General features: G+C 73.6%; 23 protein-coding genes and 4 pseudogenes. 11 read left to right on the top strand and 16 right to left on the bottom strand.

Annotation, left to right across the window (positions count from 1 at the left end):
* Positions 1-14 precede the first annotated feature (14 nt).
* Together AMK19_RS05345 and AMK19_RS05350 are read left to right on the top strand one after the other, a co-directional pair.
* Positions 15-446, top strand: a complete 432-nt coding sequence (locus tag AMK19_RS05345; protein WP_073808571.1) for a roadblock/LC7 domain-containing protein — start codon at positions 15-17, stop codon at positions 444-446.
* A gap of 97 nt (positions 447-543) precedes the next feature.
* Positions 544-918: a hypothetical protein gene (locus AMK19_RS05350; RefSeq protein ID WP_073808573.1), complete on the top strand. Its 375-nt coding sequence runs from the start codon at positions 544-546 to the stop codon at positions 916-918.
* A 3-nt stretch (positions 919-921) separates the two neighbouring features.
* Here AMK19_RS05350 and AMK19_RS05355 read toward each other — a convergent pair whose 3' ends face one another.
* The 6 genes from AMK19_RS05355 to AMK19_RS05380 form a co-directional block, all read right to left on the bottom strand.
* Positions 922-2682 (bottom strand): glycoside hydrolase family 36 protein, encoded by a 1761-nt coding sequence (locus AMK19_RS05355; protein ID WP_083646515.1) that lies wholly within the window; start codon positions 2680-2682, stop codon positions 922-924.
* A gap of 82 nt (positions 2683-2764) precedes the next feature.
* Entirely contained in the window at positions 2765-3781 is a 1017-nt protein-coding gene (locus AMK19_RS05360; protein ID WP_073808575.1) for an ABC transporter ATP-binding protein, read from the bottom strand.
* Entirely contained in the window at positions 3778-4764 is a 987-nt protein-coding gene (locus AMK19_RS05365; protein WP_073808576.1) for an ABC transporter ATP-binding protein, read from the bottom strand. Before AMK19_RS05365 ends, AMK19_RS05360 begins: the two co-directional genes overlap by 4 nt.
* Positions 4761-5750 carry an ABC transporter permease gene (locus tag AMK19_RS05370; RefSeq protein ID WP_073808578.1) on the bottom strand — a complete coding sequence of 330 codons (990 nt, stop codon included), beginning with the start codon at positions 5748-5750 and terminating at the stop codon, positions 4761-4763. Before AMK19_RS05370 ends, AMK19_RS05365 begins: the two co-directional genes overlap by 4 nt.
* A complete protein-coding gene (locus AMK19_RS05375) occupies positions 5747-6706 on the bottom strand; it encodes an ABC transporter permease (RefSeq protein ID WP_073808579.1) in 960 nt (319 codons plus the stop codon). Before AMK19_RS05375 ends, AMK19_RS05370 begins: the two co-directional genes overlap by 4 nt.
* 16 nt (positions 6707-6722) lie before the next feature.
* On the bottom strand, positions 6723-8462 hold the full coding sequence (locus tag AMK19_RS05380; RefSeq protein WP_073808581.1) for an ABC transporter substrate-binding protein: 1740 nt from the start codon (positions 8460-8462) through the stop codon (positions 6723-6725).
* A 219-nt stretch (positions 8463-8681) separates the two neighbouring features.
* On the opposite strand from AMK19_RS05380, the gene AMK19_RS05385 reads away from it, so the two are divergent.
* The 5 genes and pseudogenes from AMK19_RS05385 (at position 8682) to AMK19_RS05395 (ending at position 11562) form a co-directional block, all read left to right on the top strand.
* On the top strand, positions 8682-10133 hold the full coding sequence (locus tag AMK19_RS05385; protein WP_073808582.1) for an aminopeptidase P family protein: 1452 nt from the start codon (positions 8682-8684) through the stop codon (positions 10131-10133).
* Between the two features lie 12 nt (positions 10134-10145).
* A pseudogene (locus AMK19_RS38555) lies at positions 10146-10523 on the top strand (DUF6183 family protein); the annotation flags it as partial.
* A 38-nt stretch (positions 10524-10561) separates the two neighbouring features.
* Positions 10562-10729: pseudogene (locus AMK19_RS38560) on the top strand (hypothetical protein); the annotation flags it as partial.
* Positions 10659-10949, top strand: coding sequence for a DUF6183 family protein (locus AMK19_RS38565; protein WP_443134993.1), 291 nt, complete (start codon positions 10659-10661; stop codon positions 10947-10949). The pseudogene AMK19_RS38560 and the gene AMK19_RS38565, both read left to right, overlap by 71 nt.
* A gap of 17 nt (positions 10950-10966) precedes the next feature.
* Positions 10967-11562, top strand: a pseudogene (locus AMK19_RS05395) (DUF6183 family protein).
* Between the two features lie 9 nt (positions 11563-11571).
* On the opposite strand, the gene AMK19_RS05400 reads toward AMK19_RS05395, so the two are convergent.
* Entirely contained in the window at positions 11572-12282 is a 711-nt protein-coding gene (locus tag AMK19_RS05400) for a RibD family protein (RefSeq protein ID WP_241844258.1), read from the bottom strand.
* Positions 12279-13295, bottom strand: coding sequence for a nitronate monooxygenase (locus AMK19_RS05405; protein ID WP_073808586.1), 1017 nt, complete (start codon positions 13293-13295; stop codon positions 12279-12281). Before AMK19_RS05405 ends, AMK19_RS05400 begins: the two co-directional genes overlap by 4 nt.
* 105 nt (positions 13296-13400) lie before the next feature.
* On the opposite strand from AMK19_RS05405, the gene AMK19_RS05410 reads away from it, so the two are divergent.
* Both AMK19_RS05410 and AMK19_RS05415 read left to right on the top strand, forming a co-directional pair.
* Positions 13401-13913 carry a hypothetical protein gene (locus tag AMK19_RS05410; protein WP_073808588.1) on the top strand — a complete coding sequence of 171 codons (513 nt, stop codon included), beginning with the start codon at positions 13401-13403 and terminating at the stop codon, positions 13911-13913.
* Between the two features lie 85 nt (positions 13914-13998).
* Positions 13999-14472: a carboxymuconolactone decarboxylase family protein gene (locus tag AMK19_RS05415; protein WP_073808589.1), complete on the top strand. Its 474-nt coding sequence runs from the start codon at positions 13999-14001 to the stop codon at positions 14470-14472.
* On the opposite strand, the gene AMK19_RS05420 is transcribed toward AMK19_RS05415, so the two are convergent.
* The 8 genes and pseudogenes from AMK19_RS05420 to AMK19_RS05455 form a co-directional block, all read right to left on the bottom strand.
* Positions 14448-14876, bottom strand: a complete 429-nt coding sequence (locus AMK19_RS05420; protein WP_073808591.1) for a hypothetical protein — start codon at positions 14874-14876, stop codon at positions 14448-14450. The two genes, AMK19_RS05415 and AMK19_RS05420, sit on opposite strands and share 25 nt — an antisense overlap.
* A gap of 215 nt (positions 14877-15091) precedes the next feature.
* Complete coding sequence (locus AMK19_RS05425; protein ID WP_143200062.1) at positions 15092-15571, bottom strand: hypothetical protein; 480 nt, start codon at positions 15569-15571, stop codon at positions 15092-15094.
* Between the two features lie 61 nt (positions 15572-15632).
* Positions 15633-16004 (bottom strand): VOC family protein, encoded by a 372-nt coding sequence (locus AMK19_RS05430; protein WP_073808594.1) that lies wholly within the window; start codon positions 16002-16004, stop codon positions 15633-15635.
* Between the two features lie 70 nt (positions 16005-16074).
* A pseudogene (locus tag AMK19_RS05435) lies at positions 16075-16203 on the bottom strand (winged helix-turn-helix transcriptional regulator); the annotation flags it as partial.
* A gap of 20 nt (positions 16204-16223) precedes the next feature.
* A complete protein-coding gene (locus AMK19_RS05440; protein ID WP_198953221.1) occupies positions 16224-16583 on the bottom strand; it encodes a hypothetical protein in 360 nt (119 codons plus the stop codon).
* Entirely contained in the window at positions 16580-17170 is a 591-nt protein-coding gene (locus AMK19_RS05445) for a TetR/AcrR family transcriptional regulator (protein WP_241844259.1), read from the bottom strand. The genes AMK19_RS05440 and AMK19_RS05445 overlap by 4 nt, the downstream gene beginning before the upstream one ends.
* Positions 17171-17254: 84 nt before the next feature.
* On the bottom strand, positions 17255-17896 hold the full coding sequence (locus AMK19_RS05450; RefSeq protein WP_073808597.1) for a response regulator: 642 nt from the start codon (positions 17894-17896) through the stop codon (positions 17255-17257).
* Positions 17893-19188, bottom strand: a complete 1296-nt coding sequence (locus AMK19_RS05455; RefSeq protein ID WP_073808599.1) for a sensor histidine kinase — start codon at positions 19186-19188, stop codon at positions 17893-17895. The genes AMK19_RS05450 and AMK19_RS05455 overlap by 4 nt, the downstream gene beginning before the upstream one ends.
* Before the next feature lie 245 nt (positions 19189-19433).
* Between AMK19_RS05455 and AMK19_RS05460 the strand changes: the two genes are divergently transcribed.
* Together AMK19_RS05460 and AMK19_RS05465 are read left to right on the top strand one after the other, a co-directional pair.
* Complete coding sequence (locus AMK19_RS05460) at positions 19434-20420, top strand: FtsX-like permease family protein (RefSeq protein WP_443134989.1); 987 nt, start codon at positions 19434-19436, stop codon at positions 20418-20420.
* Between the two features lie 32 nt (positions 20421-20452).
* Positions 20453-21151: an ABC transporter ATP-binding protein gene (locus AMK19_RS05465; protein WP_073808602.1), complete on the top strand. Its 699-nt coding sequence runs from the start codon at positions 20453-20455 to the stop codon at positions 21149-21151.
* Positions 21152-21664: the final 513 nt, after the last annotated feature.

The following is a 21664-nucleotide window of genomic DNA, read 5'->3' on the forward strand; positions in this document are numbered from 1 at the left end:
CAGCCGTTCGAGTCATGAAGCGCACGTTCCGTCAACTGACCGCGAGGAGGACGCCCGTGCTGCCGGAAGCCGAGGTGCACGCCGAACTGCGCGGCCTGCGGTCCCGCGTCCCGCACCTGACGGGTTCGCTGGTCGCCACCATCGACGGCCTGGTGGTGGCGCACGACACCAGTGCCCTGGAGGCGGAGAGCGTGGCCGCGCTGACCGCCGCCGCGCTCGGCGTCGGTGCGCGGCTCACGGAGGCCACCGGGCAGGGCGCCTTCCTGGAGCTGATCACCCGCGGCGAGCGCGGCTACACGGCGACGTACGCCGCCGGCTCGTACACGGTGCTCACCCTGATGGCCGGCGCGCAGGCCAACGTCGGCCGCCTGCACCTGGAGGCGCGCCGGGCCGGGGCGCGGATAGCCGCCCTCGCCGACGCGGACCTCGACCGCGGCCCGCTCTGATCCGGTCGCCCCTGCGACGCTCGTCCCATTCTCGCAACAGCCGGGTGCGCCGATCCGACGCGCCTTCAACTTGCCCAACGGAAGAGGTACTTGCACGATGTCTGGTCTGGAAACCGCCCTCAAGGAGATCATGGCTTCGGTCGAGGGCACCATCGGTGTCGCCCTGGTCGACTACAACAGCGGGATGGCCCTGGGCCTGATCGGCGGCGGCCCGGACCTGGACCTGAACGTCGCCGCCGCCGGCAACACCGACGTGGTCCGGGCCAAGCTGCGCGCGATGGAACTGCTCAACCTGGACGAGGCGATCGAGGACATCCTGATCACCCTCTCCTCCCAGTACCACCTGATCCGCCCGCTCACCTCCCGCTCCGGCAAGGGTCTGTTCCTGTACCTGGCGCTGGACCGCAACCGGGCGAACCTGGCGATGGCCCGTCACCAGCTGAAGAAGGTGGAGACCGACCTGGAGGTCTGACGGCTACTCGGCCCTGGTGAGCGTGAGCAGGCCCCCGGTGGGCACCCGGACGGCGAGTTCCGTCCCGTCGACCGGGGTCTGCGCCCGCGCGACTTCGCCGCCCAGGCAGTCCTGGACCAGCAGTTCGACCCGGCCCGGCGGCCGGTCGAACTCGATCCGCACCAGGGTGTCGGGGTCGGAGTTGGCCACCAGCAGCAGGTCCCACTCGCCGGCCGCCCGCAGCGGCAGCGGCGCGTACCGGCCGAACGCGAGCTGCCGGCGGCTCCGCGCCTCGATCATCGGGTACGCCAACTCGGGCCGGTGCGGCCGTAGTTCGCCGCGCTGCAGCAGCCCGCGGTGCTCGGTCATGACGCCCAGCCAGAAGCGCAGCGCGGCGAGCTGCTCGGGGCGCTGCGCGGCGAGGTCCACGGAGACCTGGGCGGTGGAGAACAGCACCGACTGGAGCAGCACGGCGATCTGCTCGGGGCTCTCGTCGGGGTGCCAGGTCAGCGGGTCGGCGTGCACGGCGAGCGGCCCGGCGGTCAGCCGCAGGTCCACGGTGCGGACCCGGTTCTCCACCACGTTGTGCGGGCAGTCGGCGGCCCGGACCATGGTGGCGTACGGCCACAGCCCCGCGCTCACGTAGTCCTGCCGGTGCTCGACCAGCACCTGCGGCGTGGTGGCGCGCAGCCGGATGTCGAGCGCGGCGAGCAGCTCGCTGACGCCTTCGGCGACGGTCGGGCGGTCGGCCTCCGGGGACGCGGTGTCGGCGGGGCGGGCGAAGGTGTCGATGAAGTCGATCTTCAGTCCGTCCACGCCGTGCTGCTCGACGGCGGCGGCGAGCCGGTCGACCAGGTGGGCGCGGACGCCGGGGCTGCGCGGGTCGAGGACGTGCGTCTCCAGCTGCGGCAGGTGCGCGAGGGTGTGCCCGGCGAGGCGCTGCGCGGCGGCGCTGCGGTCGCCGGCGAACGGGATCGCGTGCCACAACAGGTAGGCCAGGCCTAGCTGTTGGATCCGCTTCACGTGCGCGCCGAAGTCCGGGAACGCCTCCGGGGCGGGCTGCCAGTCGCCGGTGGTGGCGTAGGAGCGGGTGCGTTCGTCGGTCTGCCAGCCGTCGTCGACGATCAGGGACCGGAAGCCGAGCGGGGCGGCGAGCGCGGCGAGGCGTTCGACGTCGGTGTGCGTCATCGCGAGGTGCAGGGCGTACCAGGTGCAGAACACCGGCAGGTACGCGAGGTCCGGGACGGGGGGCCGGGCGGGCAGGCTCGCTTCCCACCAGGTGGAGACGTCGGCGAGGGTGTCGGCGAAGTGGCGTCCGCTCAGGTCGAGGCGCAGGGAGAGCGTCGGCCCGTCGTGCTCGGCCCACCAGGCGAACCGACCGGTCTCCTCCACCGCGCCCTCGCCGATCGTCACCGGCCGGACCAGCTCGCCGAGCGCGAAGGTGCACAACGCCCGGTCGCCCGCGCCGATCAGGCTGCCCACGGGGGCGCCCTTCGCCACCGAGGTCTCCCGAGGCCGGGCCCAACTGGGCGGCAGCCAGCGGGAGTTGGTGTTGGGCGTCCAGTACGCGGCGGCTCCGGTGCAGGGCAGCTGCCACTCGATCCGCAGCCGCTCGCCGTCCGCCTCGACCACCACCACCCCGGCGTCCTGCACCACCCGCACCACGGGCGGCACCTCGCTCCCGACCGCCGTCACCCGCACCACCAGTCCCCCGGCCTCGACGGTCCGGGAGGTCTCGACCAGACCGGACGGCGGCGCGGAGCCGTCCCACGACAGAGCAGTCACAACAAACGTTCCTTCCGAGCGAATCAACAAGGACAACTGCCCCCGCGCCCCGTCACGGGGCGCGGGGGGCCGGACGCGGCTGCTACGTCTCCGGGTAGTGGCACGCCACCTGCTGCGCCCGTGTGGTGAGCGTCAGCAGCGGGGCCTCCTCGCGGCACCGCGCCTGCGCCTTCGGGCAGCGCGGGTGGAACGTGCACCCCGACGGAGGGTTCGCCGGGCTGGGCGGGTCGCCGAGCAGCACGATCCGCTCGCGCGCCCGTTCCGCGGCCGGGTCGGGCAGCGGGACGGCCGACAGCAGCGCCTTGGTGTACGGATGCGCCGGCCGCTGGTAGACGTCGTCCTTGTCGCCGATCTCGACGATCCGCCCGAGGTACATCACCGCGACCCGGTGGCTGATGTGCTTCACCACGGCGAGGTCGTGCGCGATGAACACGTAGGCGACGCCGAGCTCGCGCTGCAGGCGCTCCATCAGTCCGACGATCTGCGCCTGGATCGAGACGTCGAGCGCGGACACCGGTTCGTCGGCCACCACGAGCTCGGGCCGGGTGGCGAGCGCGCGCGCGATCCCGATCCGCTGGGCCTGTCCGCCCGAGAACTGGTGCGGGTAGCGCTCCAGGTGCTCCGGGGCGAGTCCGACCAGCTGGACCAGGTCACGGACCTCGCGCGCGATCTCCCCGGACGATGCCCCCTGGGCCCGCAGCGGCGCGGCGATGATCTGCTGCACGGTCTGCCGCGGGTTCAGCGAGGCGAACGGGTCCTGGAAGATCATCTGGAACTTGCTGCGCAGCGGCCGCAGCCGTCCCTGCGAGGTCCGGGTGATGTCCTGGCCGCGGAAGGCGACGGTGCCCGCCGTCGGGTCCAGCAGCCGCACCAGCATCCGCCCGGTGGTGGACTTCCCGCAGCCGGATTCGCCGACCAGTCCGAGCGTCTCGCCGGGCCGGACGTCGAAGCTGACGCCGTCGACGGCCCGGACGCCGGGCATTCGGCGCAGCACGCCGCGTGCGCCGGGGAAGGTCATGCCGAGGTCGCGGACGCTCAACAGGGCGTCGGAGAGCGCGGGTTGGGCACGGTCGGCGGCGTGGAGGGTCTCGGTGGTCATGCGGTCACCTCATCGAGGACGCAGGCGCTGCGGTGTCCGTCGGCGACGGTGCGCAGCGGCGGCCGGTCGCCGGTGCAGCGGCCGTCGGAGGTCGCGGCGTAGGCGGGGCAGCGCGGGTGGAAGGCGCAGCCGGCGGGTGGGGCGAGCAGGGAGGGCGGGGAGCCGGGGATGGCGCGCAGTTCGGCGCCGTCCTCGTCGTCGAGGCGGGGCAGCGAGTCGAGCAGGCCGCGGGTGTACGGGTGCCGGGGTGCGGTGAACAGCTTCTCCGCGGGGGCCTGTTCGACGGCGGAGCCGCCGTACATGACGAGGACTTCGTCGGCGACCCGGGCGATCACGCCGAGGTCGTGGGTGATCATGACGATGCCGAGTCCGCGTTCCTGTTGGAGGCGCATCAGCAGTTCGAGGACCTGGGCCTGGACGGTGACGTCGAGGGCGGTGGTCGGTTCGTCCGCGATGATCAGGTCGGGGTCGCAGGACAGCGCGAGGGCGATCATGGCGCGTTGGCGCATGCCGCCGGAGAACTGGTGCGGGTGTTCGCGGGCGCGGCGGGCGGGTTCGGGGATGCCGACGTCGCCGAGGACGTCGACGGCGCGGGCGAGGGCGGCTTTGCGGGTGCCGCCGAAGTGCTGGCGGTAGGCCTCGGCGATCTGGTCGCCGACGGTGAAGTAGGGGTGCAGTGCGGTGAGGGCGTCCTGGAACACCATCGCCATCTTCCGGCCGCGCAGGGCGCGGAGCCGGTCGTCGGGGGTGCCGATCAGTTCGGTGCCGTCGAGTTTCGCGGAGCCGGTGACGGTGGCGCCGCGGTGGAGTCCCATGACCGCGAGCGAGGTGACGGACTTTCCGGAGCCGGATTCGCCGACGATGCCGAGGGTGCGTCCGCGTTCGACGGTGAAGTCGATGCCTTTGACGGCGCGGACGGTTCCTTCGGCGGTGGGGAACTCGACGGCGAGGTCGCGGACTTCGAGCAGCGGGTGGGGGGTCATGACAGCCTCGCCCTCGGGTCGATCCAGGCGTAGACGAGGTCCACGACCAGGTTGGAGGTGACGATGAAGAAGGAGGCGAGCAGCGTCACGCCCATGATCACCGGTTGGTCGGACTTGTTGAGGGAGTCGGCGAAGAGTTTGCCGATGCCGGGGAGGCTGAACAGCGATTCGGTGATGAGGGCGCCGGCGAGCAGTCCGCCGAGGTCCATGCCGAGCATGGTGGCGACGGGGGTGAGGGCGGGCCGCAGTCCGTGTTTGCCGACGACCCGGCGTTCGGGCAGGCCCTTGGCGCGGGCGGTGCGGACGTACGGTTCGGCCATCGTCTCGATGACGGAGTTGCGGGTCATCCGGGCGTAGATGGCGGCGTTCAGCAGGGCGAGGGTGATCCACGGGAGGATCAGGTTGGTGATCCAGCCGACGGGGTTCTCGCCGAAGGCGATGTACCGGGGGTAGGGCAGGATGCCTGCGACGGTGACGACCAGGTAGAGCAGGATCATCGCGGTGAAGTAGACCGGCAGGGCGGCGATGCCGATGGTGCCGATCATCAGGGTGCGGTCGATCCAGGTGCCGCGGCGCAGGGCGGAGATCACGCCGGCGCCGACGCCGAGGAGCAGCCAGAGGGTGGCCGCGCCGAGTGCGAGGGAGATGCTGGTGGGGAGCCGGTCCATCATCAACGCCCAGACGGGCTGGGCGGATTGGAAGGAGTAGCCGAAGCACGGGAAGCCGCACTGCACGGCGTACTGGCCGGTGCCGAGGGTCTGGCCTGCGAAGATGCCGCGGACGTAGTGCCAGAACTGGACGATCAGGGGGTCGGCCAGTCCGAGCTGCTGCCGGACGAGTTCGATGCGTTCGGTGGAGCAGTCCTTGCCGCAGAACTGGGCGGCGGGGTCGCTGGGGAGCAGGTAGAAGACGGCGAAGGTGAGCGCGCAGACGATCAGCAGGGTGGCTGCCATCGCGGCGAGCCGGCGGAGCAGGTATCCGATCATGCCCGGCTGCCCTTCGGGTCGAGGGCGTCCCGCAGGGCGTCGCCGACCAGGGTGAAGGCGAGGACGACCAGGAAGAGGCAGGCGCTGGGGAGGATGAAGAACATCGGGTCGACCTTGTAGTAGAGCACCGCGTCGGAGATCATCTGGCCCCACGAGGGCGTGGGCGGCCGGATGCCGACGCCGAGGAAGCTGAGCGCGGCTTCGGTGCCGATCAGGCCGGGGACGGCGAGGGTGACGTAGACGACGATGGTGCCGGTGAGGTTGGGCAGGATCTCGCCGAACAGGATGCGGGCGTTGCCGGTGCCGCTGGCCCGGGCGGCCTCGACGTATTCGCGGTGCCGGAGCGAGAGGGTCTGGCCGCGGACCACGCGGGCGATGTACGGCCAGGAGAACAGCGACATGACGCCGATCAGCAGCACGACGCGGTTGACGTCCCGGGCGACGGAGAGCAGCGCGATCATGAAGATCAGGCTGGGGAAGGACATCATGACGTCCATGAAGCGGCTGATCAGGGCGTCGATGCGGCCGCCGAAGTAGCCGGCGGTGATGCCGAGGACGGTGCCGATGAGGGTGATCAGCAGGGCGGCGCTGAAGGCGACGAGCAGGCTGATCTGGGCGCCGTAGAGGAGTCGGGCGAAGATGTCGCGGCCGAGCAGCGGTTCGACGCCGAGCCAGTGGTGCGAGCTGATGCCGCCGAGGGAGCCGCGGGGCAGGCCGCCGAGGTAGGGGTCGATGGCCTTCTTGTCGACCGTGTCGGGGCGGGTGCCGCTGATCGCGGTGAGCACGGGGGCGAGGAGGGCGGCGAGCACGAAGAAGCCGATGATGCCGGCGCCGACGAGGGCGGCCTTGCGGCGGCGCAGGCGGTGCAGGGCGAGGGCCCAGGGGGAGGCGGGGGCCTCGGCAGCGGCCGGGGCCCCCGCTCCCTCGGCCGGGGCCGTGGGGAGCGGGGTGGTCATGGTCTGGACTCCGGCTCTACTTGGCGGACTTGAGGCCGATGGCCGCGTAGTCGAGCTGGCCGGCCCAGACCGGGTGGGCGTAGGCGCCGGCGATGTTGGAGCCGACCAGGACGGGCTTCTTCTGCCAGACCAGCGGGACGGCGGGCGAGAGGTCCATGATCTTGGCGTCCAGGGCGAGCCAGGCGGCGTTGGCCTTCTGGAGGTCGTCCATGCCGGCGATCCGGTCGAGTTCGGCGTTGACGGACGGGTCGTTGAACCGGGTCATGTTGCCGTTGTTGCTCTTGTCCTTGATCGCCCGGCCGTCGAAGATCATCGGCAGGAAGGTACCGGCGGACGGGTAGTCGGGACACCAGCCGAGGCTGGTGAGTCCGGGCTGCTTGTCCTTGTCGCCGACGATGGAGTTGACGGCGGTGGGGTCGACGGTGGTGATGGTGACGTCCACGCCGACGCGCTTCAGGGAGGCCTGGATGGACTCGGCCTGCGGCTTGCCGCCGGTGGAGGTGACCATCTCGGTGGAGAAGCCGTTCGGGAAGCCGGCTTCGGCGAGCAGCTGCTTGGCCTTCTCGGGGTCGCCGGCGGGCTTGATCATGAAGTGGTCGACGGCCGCGCCGGCGGTGAGCACGGGCGGCAGGTAGGTGGTGGCGATCTCGTTGAACGCGGGGCCGCCCATGGCGCCGGCGAAGGACTCCTTGTCCACCGCGTACTGCATCGCCAGGCGGACCTTGGCGTTGTCGAACGGGGCCTTGGTGTTGTTCATGTCCAGCTTGGTGGTGCAGCCGGCGTTCTCGCTGACCAGGCGCTTCTTCACGTCGGGGTTGGTGAGCACCTCGGAGATCTTCGAGGGAACCAGGTCGACGTAGGAGACGGCGTTCTTGTCGTCGCCCTGGTCGGCGATCAGGCGGTCGGCGATGCCGCCGCCCTTGAGGGTCTGGTCGACGACGATCTTGTCGGGGTAGGCCTTGCGGACCGGGTCGGTGGCCTGGTCCCAGTTGGTGTTGCGGACCAGCACCATGCGCTTGCCGCGGTCGTAGCTCTCGATCTTGTAGGGGCCGGAGGAGACCGGGTGGTTGGAGTAGTTGGCGCCGGCCTCCTTCGCCTTGGGCACCGGCGAGAAGGTGGGCAGGGAGGTGGTGAAGGCGAACTCGGCGACCGGGCGCTTGAGGTGGAAGACGATGGTCTTGGCGTCGGGGACCTCGATGGCCTCCTTGCCGAGCCGCTCGCCGCTCAGCGGGCCCTGGTAGCCGGCCGGGGCGTTGAGGTAGCGCACCGCGTAGTCGGGGCCGCCGGCCAGCTCCGGCGAGTACGACCGCTCGACGTTGTACTTGATGTCGTCGGCGGTGATCGGGGTGCCGTCCTCGTACTTGAGGTTGTCCTTCAGGTGGAAGGTCCAGGTCTTCGCGCCGTCGCTGGAGGTGCCGAGGTCGGTGGCCAGGTCGGCTTCGAGCTTCAGGCCCTCGGCGCCGGGGGCGGCCTTGAAGGTGGTCAGGGTGCGGTAGAGCATCCGCACGCCGACGTCCATCACGGGCATGGTCCAGTTGCGGGCCGGGTCGAGCTGGTCGAAGTCCTGGTTGGACAGGATGGTCAGGGTGCCGCCCTTGACCGGGGTGCCGCCGATGATGCCGTCGCCCGCGGTGGTCACCCCCTGCTGTCCGCCGTTGTCGCCGCCGTCGTTGGAGGTGCTGCTGCACGCGCCGAGGGCGAGGGTGAGGGATGCCGTGATGACCGCCGCGAGGGCGGCGTGGGTACGCCTGTTCATGAGTGCACTCCGGTACTGGGGGCCGCTCAACCGGGGATCCGTGCCGCCCGGGGACTGGCCCGCTCTGAGGTGTGACCCGTAACATAGTAATGTGAAATTGCACTGCGCAATGAGGCGGTCGGACCGTTACCGAGACGTGTCATTGACTCCCGCCCGAAAGTGCAACTGATTTTTCCACCACGCCTGTTGACCGCGCCCCCGCGAAGGAGCCCGCCCCCGATGGCCGACCAGTCCGTGCTGCACACCGGCAGCCACGACCTCCCCGTCACCCCCGCCCTGTCCGCCTACATGTCCGACCAGTGGGCCCCGACCCCGCTCTCCGCCGACCTGCGGGTCCCCGGCCACGGGTACCTCGCGGGCCGCCTGGCCCGGATCGCCGCCGCCTTCCCGGGCGAGCGACTGCTCGTTCCCGCCGGGCAGTTGAAGGTCCGCAGCAACGACTGCGACTACCGTTTCCGCCCGAACAGCGCCTACGCCCACCTCACCGGACTGACCGGCGAGGAGCAGGTCGGCCACGTCCTGGTGATCGAGCCCGACGGCGAGGGCGTCCTCTACCTGCGGCCGCGCTCCGACCGGTCCGACGGCACCGGCGCGTTCTTCCGCGACCGCCGCTACGGCGAGCTCTGGGTCGGCCGGCGCGCCGACCTCGCCGAGGCCGCGAACCTCACCGGCCTCCGCGCCGCCCACCTCGACGACCTGCCGAAGCTGTTCACCGGCTCCGTCCCCACCCGCGTCCTCTCCGACGTCGACCCCGTCCTCGACGCGCTGACCGGCCGCCCGCACGCCGACCACACCGTCCGCGACGGCCAGCTGGCCGCCGCGCTCAGCGAGCTGCGTCTGATCAAGGACCCGTGGGAGGTCGAGCAGCTGCAGCTCTCCGTCGACCACACCGCCGCCGGCTTCGCCGACGTGGTCCGCGCCCTGCCCGCCGCGCTGCGCCACCACCGCGGCGAGCGCATCCTGGAGGGCGCGTTCAACGCCCGTGCCCGCGCCGAGGGCAACGGCACCGGCTACGAGACCATCGTCGCCTCCGGCGCGCACGCCTGCGTGCTGCACTGGATCCGCAACGACGGGCCGCTCGACCCCACCCAGCTCCTGCTGCTGGACGCGGGCGTGGAGACCGACACCCTCTACACCGCGGACATCACCCGCACCCTCCCGCTGTCCGGCACCTTCTCCTCCGCCCAGCGCGACGTCTACGAACTCGTCCTCGCCGCCCAGAGCGCCGGCATCGCCACGCTGCGCCCCGGCGCGTCGTTCCGCGACTTCCACCGCGCGGCAATGCGGGTGATCGCCGAGGGCCTCTCCGAGTGGGGCGTGCTGCCCGTCTCCGCCGAGGAGGCGCTGCGCGAGGACTCCGGCCTGTACCGCCGCTACACCCTGTGCGCCAGCGGCCACATGCTCGGCCTGGACGTCCACGACTGCGCGAAGGCCCGCGCCGAGACGTACCTGGACGGCGTCCTGGAGGAGGGCATGGTGCTCACCGTCGAACCCGGCCTCTACCTGCAGCCCGACGACCTCACCCTGCCGCCCGCGCTGCGCGGCACCGGCGTCCGCATCGAGGACGACCTGGTCATCACCGCCGACGGCGCCCGGCTGATGTCCTCCGCGCTGCCGCGCACGGTGGACGGCATCGAGACCTGGATGGGCGAGCTGCTGTCGGAGCGCTGACCCGACAACCGGATGATCGGGTGGGCGGTGCTGTGCAGGCTCGGCTGCCATGACCGACCGCATCGCCCGCCTGCCGGCGCAGCTCCCCGATCTGAACAGCGTCACCGGCGTCCGGGCGGTGGCCGAGGACGGCTCGCGCAGGGCGACCCCGCCTTCCTCGCCGACCTCGGCCTCGCCGAACGTCTTGACGAATGCCCCGGCGGCGCCGGGGAGGTGTGGCAGTACCGGAGCGTCTTCGACCACCTGGTCCGGCTGCTGACGACCACGCCCGGCGCGGAGCACGTCCGCCGGGCGCTCGGCCTGCTCACCACCGCACCGGCCGCCGACCGGCGGGTGCAGCGCCTCGCCGCCTCGATGCCGGCGTCCGGTCAGCGGCCCGCGGCCCTCGACGCGGTGTTCGCCGACCCCGCCTCGCAGGAGCTGCGGGCCTGCCTGGTCCACGAGTTGGTGCTGCGGAGCACGAACGTCGCCGCGCTGCCCCGGCTCCTCGCCTGGGCGACGCCCGCCCCCATCGCCCACCATCCGCTGGGCGCTTCGCCGACCCCGCCTCGCAGGAGCTGCGGGCCTGCCTGGTCCACGAGTTGGTGCTGCGGAGCACGAACGTCGCCGCGCTGCCCCGGCTCCTCGCCCGGGCAACGGCGCCCCCTTCACCCACCATCCGCTGGGCGCTTCGCCGACCCCGCCTCGCAGGAGCTGCGGGCCTGCCTGGTCCACGAGTTGGTGCTGCGGAGCACGAACGTCGCCGCGCTGCCCCGGCTCCTCGCCCGGGCAACGGCGCCCCCTTCACCCACCATCCGCTGGGCCCACTGCCGCTGACGCGCTCGCCGCTGGAGATCCTCGCCGACCTGCCGAGCCTCGGCGCGCAGGTCACGAGCCGTGCGCCCGCCCCGGGCAAGCAACTGACGTCCCGTCGCGGCGCGGTGCTCCCGCCCGCCGCCGCCGAGACCACCACGCCCGAGCTGGGCGCTGCGCCGGCCCGGGCCGTGGCCGGCTGGGCGGAGGAGTCCAACGGCCGGATCGAGCCCGGGTGTTCGCGTTCGCCGAACCGCTGCCCGTCGCGTCCGTGCCCGGGGCCCTGCACGCCCTCGGCCTGGAGTGCCTGGCCGGTGTGCGGCCCGCCGCCTTCTCGGTCTCCACCTGCCCGCCCGCCGAGGCCTGGCGCATCCTGTTCGCCGCAGCCTCCGCCGGTGGCGCCTACAGTTCCGGCAGCCGCGGCGCGTACGGCCGCCTCGCCGCCCGGAAGTCCGTCACCGCCCTCGCCGACGTCGGCCGCGACACCGTCGAGTCCCGCGCCGCCGCGTACCGCCGGTTCACCTTCGACGCCCCCACCTCCCCCTGGTTCGACCGCATCGCCCGGGACGTCGCGCTCGCCGCCCTCACTCCCGACGGCCGCCGCCTCGCCGTCCTCGCGGCCACCGACACCGACTGACGCGCGCCGTCAACTCCCCTTCGGCGCATACCGCAGCAGCACCACGTCGCCGACCGTCTCGACGCCCAGCAGCAGCATCCGGTGCGCGCTGCCGCCCGGGAACGCCGCCGGGTACACGAACCGCGGCGCCCCGGCCTCGCCGACCAGCAGCGGCGCCACCGCCAACTGGATCTCGTCGGCGAGGCCCTGCGCCAGGAACTGCGTGTGGATCCGCCCCCCGCCCTCCACCATCAGCCGCCGCACGCCGCGACCGGCCAGGTCGTCGAGCACCGCGCCGAAGTCGACCGCCTCCCCGGTGGCGACCACCTCGGCCAGCCCGTCCAGGGTGTCGCGCAGCTTCGACGCGGCCGCGTCGGTGGTGTAGACGACCTTCTCGCCGCCGAAGTGCCAGAAGTTGAGCCCCCGCGGGAGGTCGCCGTTCGCCGTGACCGTCACCTTCAGCGGGTACGCCGGCCTGCCCGCCGCCACCCGCGCGGCCCGCCGCTGCTCGCTGTTGACGAGCAGCCGCGGATTGTCCGACCGCAGCGTGTTCCCGCCGACCAGGATCGCGTCCGACTCGGCCCGCACCCGGTCCACCCGGTCGAAGTCGGCGGCGTTCGACAGCAGCAGCCGCTCTGCCGAGGCGTCGTCGATGTACCCGTCGATCGAGGTGGCGACGCTCAGCAGCACGAAGGGCCGCTCGGCCATGGTGGCTCCGTTCTTCGGGTCGTGGGGGGTCACGCGCGCCGGGCTTCCTCCCACAGCGCGCGGGTGACCTCCGCCGCGCCGCCCTCGCGGGCCGAGGCGTGGGCGGTGCCCGCCCACAGGTGCATGCCGGAGGGGTCGTCGTGGCGGGCGGCGGCGGCGCGCAGCGGCTGGGTGAGGTGGTGGACCTCGGGGTACGCGGCGGGGGCGTGGCCGTCGTGGCGGGCGATGAAGGCGTTGCGCAGGGCGCGGGCGGGGCGGCCGGTGAAGACCCGGGTGACGGTGGTGTCGGGGATCTCCACGAGGGCCCGGCGGTGGGCGGCGGAGGCCCCGGACTCGTCGGTGCGCAGGTACGCGGTGCCGAGTTGGGCGGCGATCGCGCCCGCGCGCAGGGCGGCGGCGACGGCCGGTCCGTCGCCGAGGCCGCCCGCGGCGATCAGCGGGAGCGGCGTCACTTCCCGTACGGTGGCGAGGAGTTGGATCAGCGGGAGGGTGCCGGGGACGTCCTCGGCGCGGTGGGTGCCGCGGTGGCCGCCCGCCTCCGGGCCCTGGACGACCAGGGCGTCGAGGCCGAGCGCGGTGGCGGCGCGGGCCTCCTCCGGGCCGGTGACGGTGCCGAGTTGGCGGATCCCGGCGGCCCGGATCGCGGCGGCCTCGTCCGGCCCGGGCAGGCCGAAGGTGTAGGAGACGTACGGCACCGGGTCGCGCAGCAGGGCCTCCAGCTTGGCCTCCCAGCCGTCCCGGTCGGGCCGGATGCCGGCGGGCAGCTCGACGCCCCACCGCTCGGCCTCGGGGAGCAGCCGCTCACGGTACGCGGCGACCGGCCCGGGGTCGGACGGCGGCGCGGGCACGAACAGGTTCAGCCCGAACGGGCGGTCCGTCAGCTCGCGGGTGCGGCGGATCTGTTCGAGCGTCGAGTCGACCGTCCGGTACCCGGCGGCGAGGAAGCCGATGCCGCCCGCGCCGTTCACGGCCGCGACCAGCTCGGGGGTGCTCGGCCCGCCCGCCATCGGGGCCGCGATCAGCGGCACCTCCCAGTCGAATGCCATGCCGCTCCCTCGCCTCCACGCGCGCCGATCCGGTCGCCCCCACCCTACGTCCGCGCCCGATCCCCCCGACGCTCCCTCGTCCGGCGGCCGTGGGACACTCCCCGGATGCTGCTGACCTGGATCGCCGAAGTGGCGGACGAACCACTGGCGCTGGAGCCGGACGACCGGCCGGTGGAGTGGAGGACCAACACCTGGCGGCTGAGCACGGACGACGCCGAGCGACGGGCACTGTCCGTGCGGGAGGTGGCGGCCGCCTTCGAGGAGACCGCCGACCGCATCCGGCGGCGCATCCGGGAGCGGGGCTTCTCCGGGGTCGCCACCTTCTACGTGTGGCACGACGAGCAGGCCGGCCAGCTCCGCTGCTCGACCGGGTCGGTGCCCGCCGACCGCCTGCCGTTCGGCGCCGCGTACCTGCCGGTCGACGACCTCGGCCCGATCGTCGAGGGCTACCTGCGGGACGAGGAACCGGGCCTGGTCCCCTGGGCGGGCCTCGTCACCGTCACCGACCGGTCGGTACTCGACGAGCCCGAGCCGGAGTTCCCGCCGTTCCCGGTGTGGGTGCGCGGTGTCGGCGCGGCCCCGGTTCCGAGGCCGGGAGAGCATCCGCCGGTAGCGTGACGGGCGTCACATCTGCAGGGTCGTCACATTCGGGGGGCCTGTTCGGTCAGTCCTTGCAGAAGCACACACGACAAGGAGCCCGACCGTGGACGCACGCATCGACTACTTCGGCAACCCGCTCGCCGGGAAGATCCTCAAGCACATCAACTCGGCCGGCGCCGCCATCGGCGGGTCCGCGCTGCCCGCCGCCACCCAGGAGCTGGTGAAGATCCGCGCCAGCCAGATCAACGGCTGCGGCTTCTGCACCGACATGCACACCAAGGACGCCGTGCACGCCGGCGAGACCCACCAGCGCCTGCACCTGGTCGCCGCCTGGCGCGAGGCCACCTGCTTCACCGAGGCCGAGCGTGCCGCACTCGAACTCACCGAGCAGGGCACCCGGATCGCCGACGCGGCGGGCGGGGTCGGTGACGAGGCCTGGGCGGAGGCCGCCAAGCACTTCGACGAGGAGCAGCTGATCGCCCTGGTCGGCCTGATCGCGCTGATCAACACCTACAACCGGGTCAACGTGATCATCCGCCAGCCGGCGGGCGACTACGTCCCCGGACAGTTCGCCTGACGCCCCGCCCCTGTCGCGGCGCCCCCGGGCCCCGCGACAGGGGCGGACACCCGCGCGGCGGCCGCCCGGACGTCCGCCTCCCGGACGACGAACTCCGCCGGCGTCCACCGTCCGCCGCAGCACCAGCAGTACTGGTTGAGCAGCCTGGCCAGCGCCTTCTCGTCCTCGCCCACGCCACGTAGCTCGCGCTCGGTCACCGCCCTGGCGAACTCCAGCGGCGTCATCCTCCCCGCCACCGCCCGGCCCGCGAGGCTCCGCAGCAACCACCGTTCCCCGTCGGCCTGTTCGGGCCGGCTCAGCCCGAACTCGTCCACCACCTGCCGCAGCAGCGCCTCCAGCTCGAACGCCGACTCCCGCCGCCCCCGCCCCGCCCCGCCAGGTCGCACAACGTCGGTGAGTCGCACCCTTCGGCCACCAACTCGGCTGCTGCCATGGGCAGTTCGTCGGTGCTCAGCTCTTCCGCCCGATACCGCAGCGCCACCTCTCGCACGCGCTGCACGTCCACCGTCCCGCTCACCGCTCCCCCGCCTCCCCACCCGAACGCACCCAGCACCCAGCACCCAGCACCCGAGGCACTGGCTCGCACCGCGGCTTCAACGCCGCTCCGCCCATGGACACTTCACTCGCCGACACGGCGCCCCTCGGCCACGAGCGCCGCCGCGGCGGCCCGCACCCTCGCCTCCCACTCGGCGAGCACCTCGGGGTTCCCGTCCGCGACGCACCCCTCGCAGCAACCCTCCATGACGCTCCGGCAGAACGCCGACTCCCGTTCGCCCTCCGCGTACTCCAGTCCGCCGACCGTCGCCACCGCTTCGGCCAACGAGTCGAGCTCACCGGAGTACAGACGGCCGGCGAGGTCGCGCAGCGCCCACCGCTGGGCCTCCTCCTGCCCGGGCCGCTGCACGCCGAGCTCGTCGAGCGCCTGCCCCCACAGCTGCTCCAGCTCGTCGCGCGGCTCCCGGCCGTTGCACCCGGCCAACTCCCGCAGCGCCGGCGAGTCGTCGCCTTCGGCCAGCAACTCGGCTGCCACCATGGGCAGTTGCTCGTAGCGCAGCTGCCCGACGACCTGACGCATCGCCATCACACGCAGAGACTCCATGCGCCGCAGCCTGCCAGCCGAGGCACCCTCCCGACCAGCGGTTTTCCCGTGGCTCGGCGGGTCAGGCGCGGCTGGTGTCGATCACGCAGAAGCGGTTCCCCTCGGTGTCGGCGAGCACCACGAAGTCCGGGTCCTGCGGGTAGCTGTCCCAGTCGACGCGCTGCGCGCCGAGGGCCACCAGCCGTTCGACCTCGGCGGCCTGCTCCGCTGCATCGGCCGCGTACAGGTCCAGGTGAACCCGCGGGTGCTCCTGCACCGGCGACTCGCTCAGCCCGAGCGCGATCTGCACGCCCCCGCCCCCTTCGCCGGGCACCAGCACCACCCAGCTCTCCGTCCCCGCCTCCCGGGGCAGGTACCCGAGGGCCCCCTCCCAGAACGCCGCCGCCCGCGCCACATCCGAAGCGCCCAACACCACCGACCCGACACTCACCATGCCGCCGATTCTCGCGCAGCCCGGCAACCCCCCAACCCGCCGCCCCCGCAACGGCCGTGACCCCACCAGGTCAGGGGTTCTGCACGTCGTACGCGCGCCGCGCCCGTTCCACCTCGTCGAGGTTGCTCGCCGCCCACTGCGCGAGGTGCGCGAAGAGCGGGGCCAGGCTGCGGCCGAGTTCGCTGATCTCGTACTCGACGCAGCGCTACGTCGCCGCGTTCAGGTAGGCCTTCGCCATCGCCTCGAACACCCGCTTGCGCCGTCCCGCCGCAGCGCCTCCGCCCTCAGCGTCTCAGCCCGCCGCGCGCAGTCCGCGAAGTACGGCAGCAGTCGAGCGGGCGGCAGGTCCGCGGGGAACGGCGAGTACCACACCTCCAGCCCGATCTCGCTCGCCGCCTGTGCTGCCACGTCCAGCCGTTCGGGGTCGCCGCCGGTGATCCGCACCGCCCGGCAGTGCAACTCCTCGGCGATCACCGCGAGTTCGCGACGCACCTGGGCCGGATCGAAGTGCCGCCGGGTGAGCCGCTCACCGCCGAACGTGCCGGTGTCGTAGGTGATGCCGAGCGTGCGCGTGCTCATCGTCCCTCGGCCTGCGCGGAGCCCCGTTCCAGCAGGTCGAAGGCGAGTTCGACCTCCTGCTCCAGAGCGCGGCCCGCCCGCCCGTCCGGGTCTCCGCCGACCAGGCGGGCGAAGTGGCGTTCCTGCAGGACGGCCAGCGAGGCGGCGATCTGGGCGGCCATCAGCGTGCCCGCCGCTTCGCCGTGTTCCTCGGCCAGGACGTCGGCGAGGGCCCGGCGCTGCCGGTAGCGGAGGCTGTCGGCGGCGGCCCGCAGCGCAGGGCTGGCCTGGATCACCCGGACCCGGGTGAGCAGCGCCGGCAGGTCGGCGGCGGCGACCGGACCGGCCGCCAGGGCGCGGTGGTGCGCGCGCAGCGCGGCGAGCGCGTTCTGTCCGTCGGCGCGTCCGGCCACTGCGGCGGCCAGGTCGTCGCCGGCGACGCCGTCGAGGACCAGCGCCTCCTTGGTGGGGTAGTAGGCGAACAGCGTCGCCCGGGCCACTTCGGCGGCCCGGGCGATCTCGCCCATCGTCACGTCCTCGAAGCCGCGCTCGTCGAACAGGCGCAGCGCCTGCTCGGCGATCCGCCGCCCGGTCCGTTCCTTCTTCATTTCCCGCAGTCCGACCATCCGATCACCCTACGCTGGACCGAGTGCAAAACCATACTCGGTCCAGAATTCGCGCAGCGGCCCGGATCAGCCCACGGACCGGATCAGCCCCGCCGCCAGGCCCGCCGCGACGGCCGACGTCCGGGAGTCGACGCCGAGCTTGTCGTAGATGTGCACCAGGTGGGTCTTCACCGTCGCCTCGCTGATGAACAGCCGCTTGGAGATCTGCCGGTTGGGCAGCCCCTCGGCGAGGAGTTGGAGGATCTCGGCCTCCCGCGGGGACAGCGTGGGGCGGCCGGCCCGGACGCGGCCGAGCAGCCGGGCGGCGACGGGCGGGGCGAGGACGGTCTCGCCGCGCGCGGTGGCGTGGATGGCGGCGGCGAGGTCCTCGGGCGGGGCGTCCTTGAGCAGGTAGCCGGTGGCGCCGGCCTCGACGGCGGCGAGGATGTCGGCGTCGGTGGAGTAGGTGGTGAGGATGAGCACGGCGGGCGGGTCGGGCAGCGCGGTGACCCGGCGGGTCGCCTCGACGCCGTGCATGCCGGCGCCCATCTGCAGGTCCATCAGGACCACGTGCGGGCGCTGCTCGGCGGGCAGCGCGGCGAGCAGGTCGAGCGCGGCGGCCCCGTCCGCGGCCTCGCCGACGGCGGTGACGTCCGGCAGGTCGTCGACCATGGCGCGCAGGCCGCGCCGCACCACGGGGTGGTCGTCCACCACCAGCACCCGGATCACCGCAGCACCCCCGCGAGTCGCAGGCGCAGCGCGGTGCCGCCGCCGGGCCGCGCCGGAGGGGCCTTCGGCTCCTCGGCGGGCGACGCGGGCGGGTCGATGGCGCGCAGCGGCAGGGTGGCGGCGACGGCGGTGCCTTCGCCGGGGGCGGATTCGACGGTGAGGGTGCCGCCGAGCGCGGCGATGCGTTCGTGCATGCCGTGCAGGCCGAAGGAGCCGGGGGCGGGTGCGTCGGCCGGGTCGAAGCCGGTGCCGTCGTCGTAGACGTCGAGGGTGACGGTGTCGTCGAGGTAGCCGAGGGTGACGGCGATGTGCTGGGCGGCGGCGTGCCGGACGGCGTTGGCGAGGGCTTCCTGGGTGAGGCGCAGCAGCGCGACCTCGGCCTCGACGGGCAGCGGGTAGGGCTCGCCGTCGAGGTGGAAGGCGGCGCCGGCGCCGTCGGCGAGGCGGCGCAGCGCGTCGGCGAGGGTGGTGTCGTCGAGCGCGGGCGGGGTGAGGGCGTGGACGAAGCGGCGGGCCTCGGCGAGGTTGGCGGAGGCGGTCCGTTCGATGTCGCGCAGCAGCGGTGCGGCGGCGGGTGTCGGGGAGTCCGGCAGCGCGGCGGCGGCTTCGCGGGCCATCAGGACGATCCCGGACAGGCCCTGGGCGAGGGTGTCGTGGATCTCCCGGGCGAGGCGTTGGCGTTCGGCGAGGCGGCCGGCTTCGCGCTGGCTGGCGGCGAGTTCGTCGCGGGTGCGGACCAGGTCGTCGATGAGTTGCTGGCGGGCCCGGCTCTCCCGGTAGAGCGCGGCGTAGCCGTAGGCGGTGAGCAGCGCGACGACGACGCCGGCGAGCGGGCCGAGGACCTTGGCGGTGGTGAGGCCGCCGGGGGTGGTGGCCTGGGCGGCGATCACGGCGGCGGTCAGCCCGGCGACGGCGGTCAGCGCCCAGCGCGGCGGCAGGGCGTGCAGGCAGACGAAGTACAGCGGGAACGCGAGGTAGCTGAACTCGGGGTGGTGCAGGGTGAGTTCGATCCACAGCAGGGCGACCGCCAGCAGCCAGGCGCTGCCCACCACCCGCGATTCGCGCACCTGGCGCAGCACTCCGCCGGCGGCGTACACGGCCGCGAGTGCCCCGGCGAAGGCCCAGCCCGCCGCGTCGAGTGCGCCGTCGGCGGCGGCGCGGACCAGCAGTACCGCGAGCAGGGTGAAGAACAGGCCGTGCACGGCGAGGTTGGCCAGGCGCAGGGCGGGCGTCGGCCCGACGGCCGAGCGGTGCGGTTCTACGGCGGGTGGGGGCGGTTCGGTACGGGGCACGCTGTCCGAGGGTACGGGGCGGGGGCGGCCGGTCGGCGCGGCGCGGCATCAACCGTTCGATGGATTTTCGGCTGCACCCCTCGGACGGTGCGAAGTCCGCCGTCTCCCTGATGGCAGGGCGGTCGAAAACCGCGAGGGTTGAGTGGTCTCGTCCGCTGTCCGTCGGAAGGTTTCCCGTGTTCGTCGCCTTGCGTGACATCCGTTTCGCCCGTGGGCGCTTCGCCCTGATGGGTGCGGTGGTCACCATGATCACAACTCTGGTGGTGTTCCTGTACGGCCTGACCGGCGGGCTGGCCTCGGCCGCGTCCTCGACGGTCGCCGAGCTCCCGGCGGACGGCGTGGTGTTCGGCGCGCCGGCGGGCGCGGACGCGGAGGTGTCGTTCGCGTCCAGCACGGTGACGACCGCCCAGCAGGAGCGGGTCGCCGCGGCCCCGGGCACCACCGCCGTCCACCCGCTGGGCGTGGCGATGACGCGGCTCACGGCGCCGGACGGCGCGGCCTCGGTGAGCGTGCTGGGCACCGACGCGGCGCTGCTGCCCCCGCTGTCGGCGGGCGCGGCCCCGAAGGACGGCGAGGTCGCCGTGGGCGCCGACACGGCCTCCGCGCACCACCTCTCCCCCGGCTCCCAAGTCACCCTCGGCTCGCAGAAGTTGACGGTCAGCGCGGTCACCGCCGAGCGTTCCCTGTCGCACGCGCCGAGCGTGTGGACGACCGTCGACACCTGGCAGCAGGTCTCCGGCCAGAAGCAGCCCACCGCCCTCGCGGTGCGCGGCACCCCGCACGACCTGCCCGCCGACCTGAAGGCCGTCTCCCGGGGCGACGCACTGTCGGGCATCAACGGGTACGCGGCCGAGCAGGGCAGCCTGCAGCTGATCCAGGGCTTCCTGTTCGCGGTCAGCGCCCTCGTGGTGGGCGCGTTCTTCACGGTGTGGACGGTGCAGCGCCGGCCCGACATCGCGGTCCTCAAGGCGGTCGGCGCGTCCAGCGGCTACCTGGTGCGCGACGCGCTCGCCCAGGCCGCGGCCGTGCTGCTGGCGGGCGCGCTGCTCGGCGGGGCGATCGGCGCGATCGGCGGGGCGTTCGCCTCGGCGGCGGTGCCGTTCGACGTGAGCGTGTCGACGATCGCGGTGCCGGTCGCCGCGATGGTGCTGCTCGGCCTGGCGGGCGCGGCCCTCGCGGTCCGCCGGATCACCGCCGTCGACCCGCTCGCCGCCCTCGGCGCCAACCGCTGACCGCCGCCCCCGACCACCGAAAGGCCCGCGCCATGACCACCACCACCGCCGTCCGCACCGGCCTCGCGCTGCGCGGCGTCACCCTCACCTACCCCGACGGCGAGAGCCGCCTGGTCGCCCTCGACAACGTCGAACTCACGGTCGCCCCGGGCGAGTTCACCGCCGTCGCGGGCCCGTCGGGCTCCGGCAAGTCCAGCCTGCTGGCGGTCGCCGCGACGCTGCAGCGCCCGGACTCCGGCCAGGTCCTCGTCGACGGCGTGGACGCCGGCACGCTCAGCGACCGGGAGCGGACGACCCTGCGCCGCGAGCGCCTCGGCATCGTCTTCCAGCAGTCCAACCTGCTCGCCTCGCTCACCGCCGTCGAACAGCTCCTGGTCCTCGAATCCGTCCGCGGCCGCCGCCCCGAGCGCGCCCGCCGGCGCGCCGAGGAACTCCTCGACTCCGTCGGCCTCGCCGCCGCCAAGCAGCGCCGCCGCCCCCACCAGCTCTCCGGCGGCGAACGCCAGCGCGTGAACATCGCCCGGGCCCTGTTCGGCAACCCATCGGTCCTTCTCGTCGACGAGCCCACCTCGGCCCTCGACCACGAACGCGGCGCCCAGGTCGTCGAGCTCCTCGCCGACATCACCCGCACCCACAACACCGCCACCGTCATGGTCACCCACGACCGCGACCTGCTGACCCGCACCGACCGCACCCTGGAGATGCACGACGGCCGCCTCACCCCCCGCTGACCCGCCCCCCGGCGCGGCCCCGACGGCCCACCCGTCACCGCCGCGCCGGGCTTCGGCGTCCCCACCCGGGCGGACCCGCCAGCCACTCGCCGAACACCCGGGCCACGGCCCGGCGTTCGCCCCCCGCCCACCGGACCCGACAGCCGACGCCACCCCGGCCCCGCCCGACCGCCCACGCACCTACGTCCGCGCCGCACATGCCCCACCGCCCACAGGCCCCGTAGGACCCACACGACCGACCACCCCCCGACACTCTCCCCCGCCCCGACAACCGACGCCGCCCCGACCCCGCCCGACCGCCCACGCTGCGTCCGGCCGCACATGCCCCACCGCCCACAGGCCCCGTAGGACCCACGCGACCGACCACCCCCTGAAACTCTCCCCGCCCCGACAACCGACGCCGCCCCGGCCCCGCCCGGACCCCCCGCGCCGGGCTCGGCGTCCCCACGGGGGCTGACCCGCCAGCCACTCGCCGAACGCCCGGGCCACGGCCCGGCGTTCGCCCCCCGCCCA

It is taken from the genome of Kitasatospora sp. CB01950 (assembly GCF_001905465.1).
In the GTDB taxonomy this organism is placed as follows: Bacteria; Actinomycetota; Actinomycetes; order Streptomycetales; family Streptomycetaceae; genus Kitasatospora.

Bases quoted from the DNA above. Each gene is read 5' to 3' on its own strand.
- AMK19_RS05345 (WP_073808571.1), top strand. From the start codon at position 15: ATGAAGCGCACGTTCCGTCAACTGACCGCGAGGAGGACGCCCGTGCTG.
- AMK19_RS05350 (WP_073808573.1), top strand. From the start codon at position 544: ATGTCTGGTCTGGAAACCGCCCTCAAGGAGATCATGGCTTCGGTCGAG.
- AMK19_RS05360 (WP_073808575.1), bottom strand. From the start codon at position 3,781: ATGACCACCGAGACCCTCCACGCCGCCGACCGTGCCCAACCCGCGCTC.
- AMK19_RS05365 (WP_073808576.1), bottom strand. From the start codon at position 4,764: ATGACCCCCCACCCGCTGCTCGAAGTCCGCGACCTCGCCGTCGAGTTC.
- AMK19_RS05370 (WP_073808578.1), bottom strand. From the start codon at position 5,750: ATGATCGGATACCTGCTCCGCCGGCTCGCCGCGATGGCAGCCACCCTG.
- AMK19_RS05375 (WP_073808579.1), bottom strand. From the start codon at position 6,706: ATGACCACCCCGCTCCCCACGGCCCCGGCCGAGGGAGCGGGGGCCCCG.
- AMK19_RS05380 (WP_073808581.1), bottom strand. From the start codon at position 8,462: ATGAACAGGCGTACCCACGCCGCCCTCGCGGCGGTCATCACGGCATCC.
- AMK19_RS05385 (WP_073808582.1), top strand. From the start codon at position 8,682: ATGGCCGACCAGTCCGTGCTGCACACCGGCAGCCACGACCTCCCCGTC.
- AMK19_RS05405 (WP_073808586.1), bottom strand. From the start codon at position 13,295: ATGGCATTCGACTGGGAGGTGCCGCTGATCGCGGCCCCGATGGCGGGC.
- AMK19_RS05410 (WP_073808588.1), top strand. From the start codon at position 13,401: ATGCTGCTGACCTGGATCGCCGAAGTGGCGGACGAACCACTGGCGCTG.
- AMK19_RS05425 (WP_143200062.1), bottom strand. From the start codon at position 15,571: ATGGAGTCTCTGCGTGTGATGGCGATGCGTCAGGTCGTCGGGCAGCTG.
- AMK19_RS05430 (WP_073808594.1), bottom strand. From the start codon at position 16,004: ATGGTGAGTGTCGGGTCGGTGGTGTTGGGCGCTTCGGATGTGGCGCGG.
- AMK19_RS05440 (WP_198953221.1), bottom strand. From the start codon at position 16,583: ATGAGCACGCGCACGCTCGGCATCACCTACGACACCGGCACGTTCGGC.
- AMK19_RS05445 (WP_241844259.1), bottom strand. From the start codon at position 17,170: ATGAAGAAGGAACGGACCGGGCGGCGGATCGCCGAGCAGGCGCTGCGC.
- AMK19_RS05460 (WP_443134989.1), top strand. From the start codon at position 19,434: ATGATCACAACTCTGGTGGTGTTCCTGTACGGCCTGACCGGCGGGCTG.
- AMK19_RS05465 (WP_073808602.1), top strand. From the start codon at position 20,453: ATGACCACCACCACCGCCGTCCGCACCGGCCTCGCGCTGCGCGGCGTC.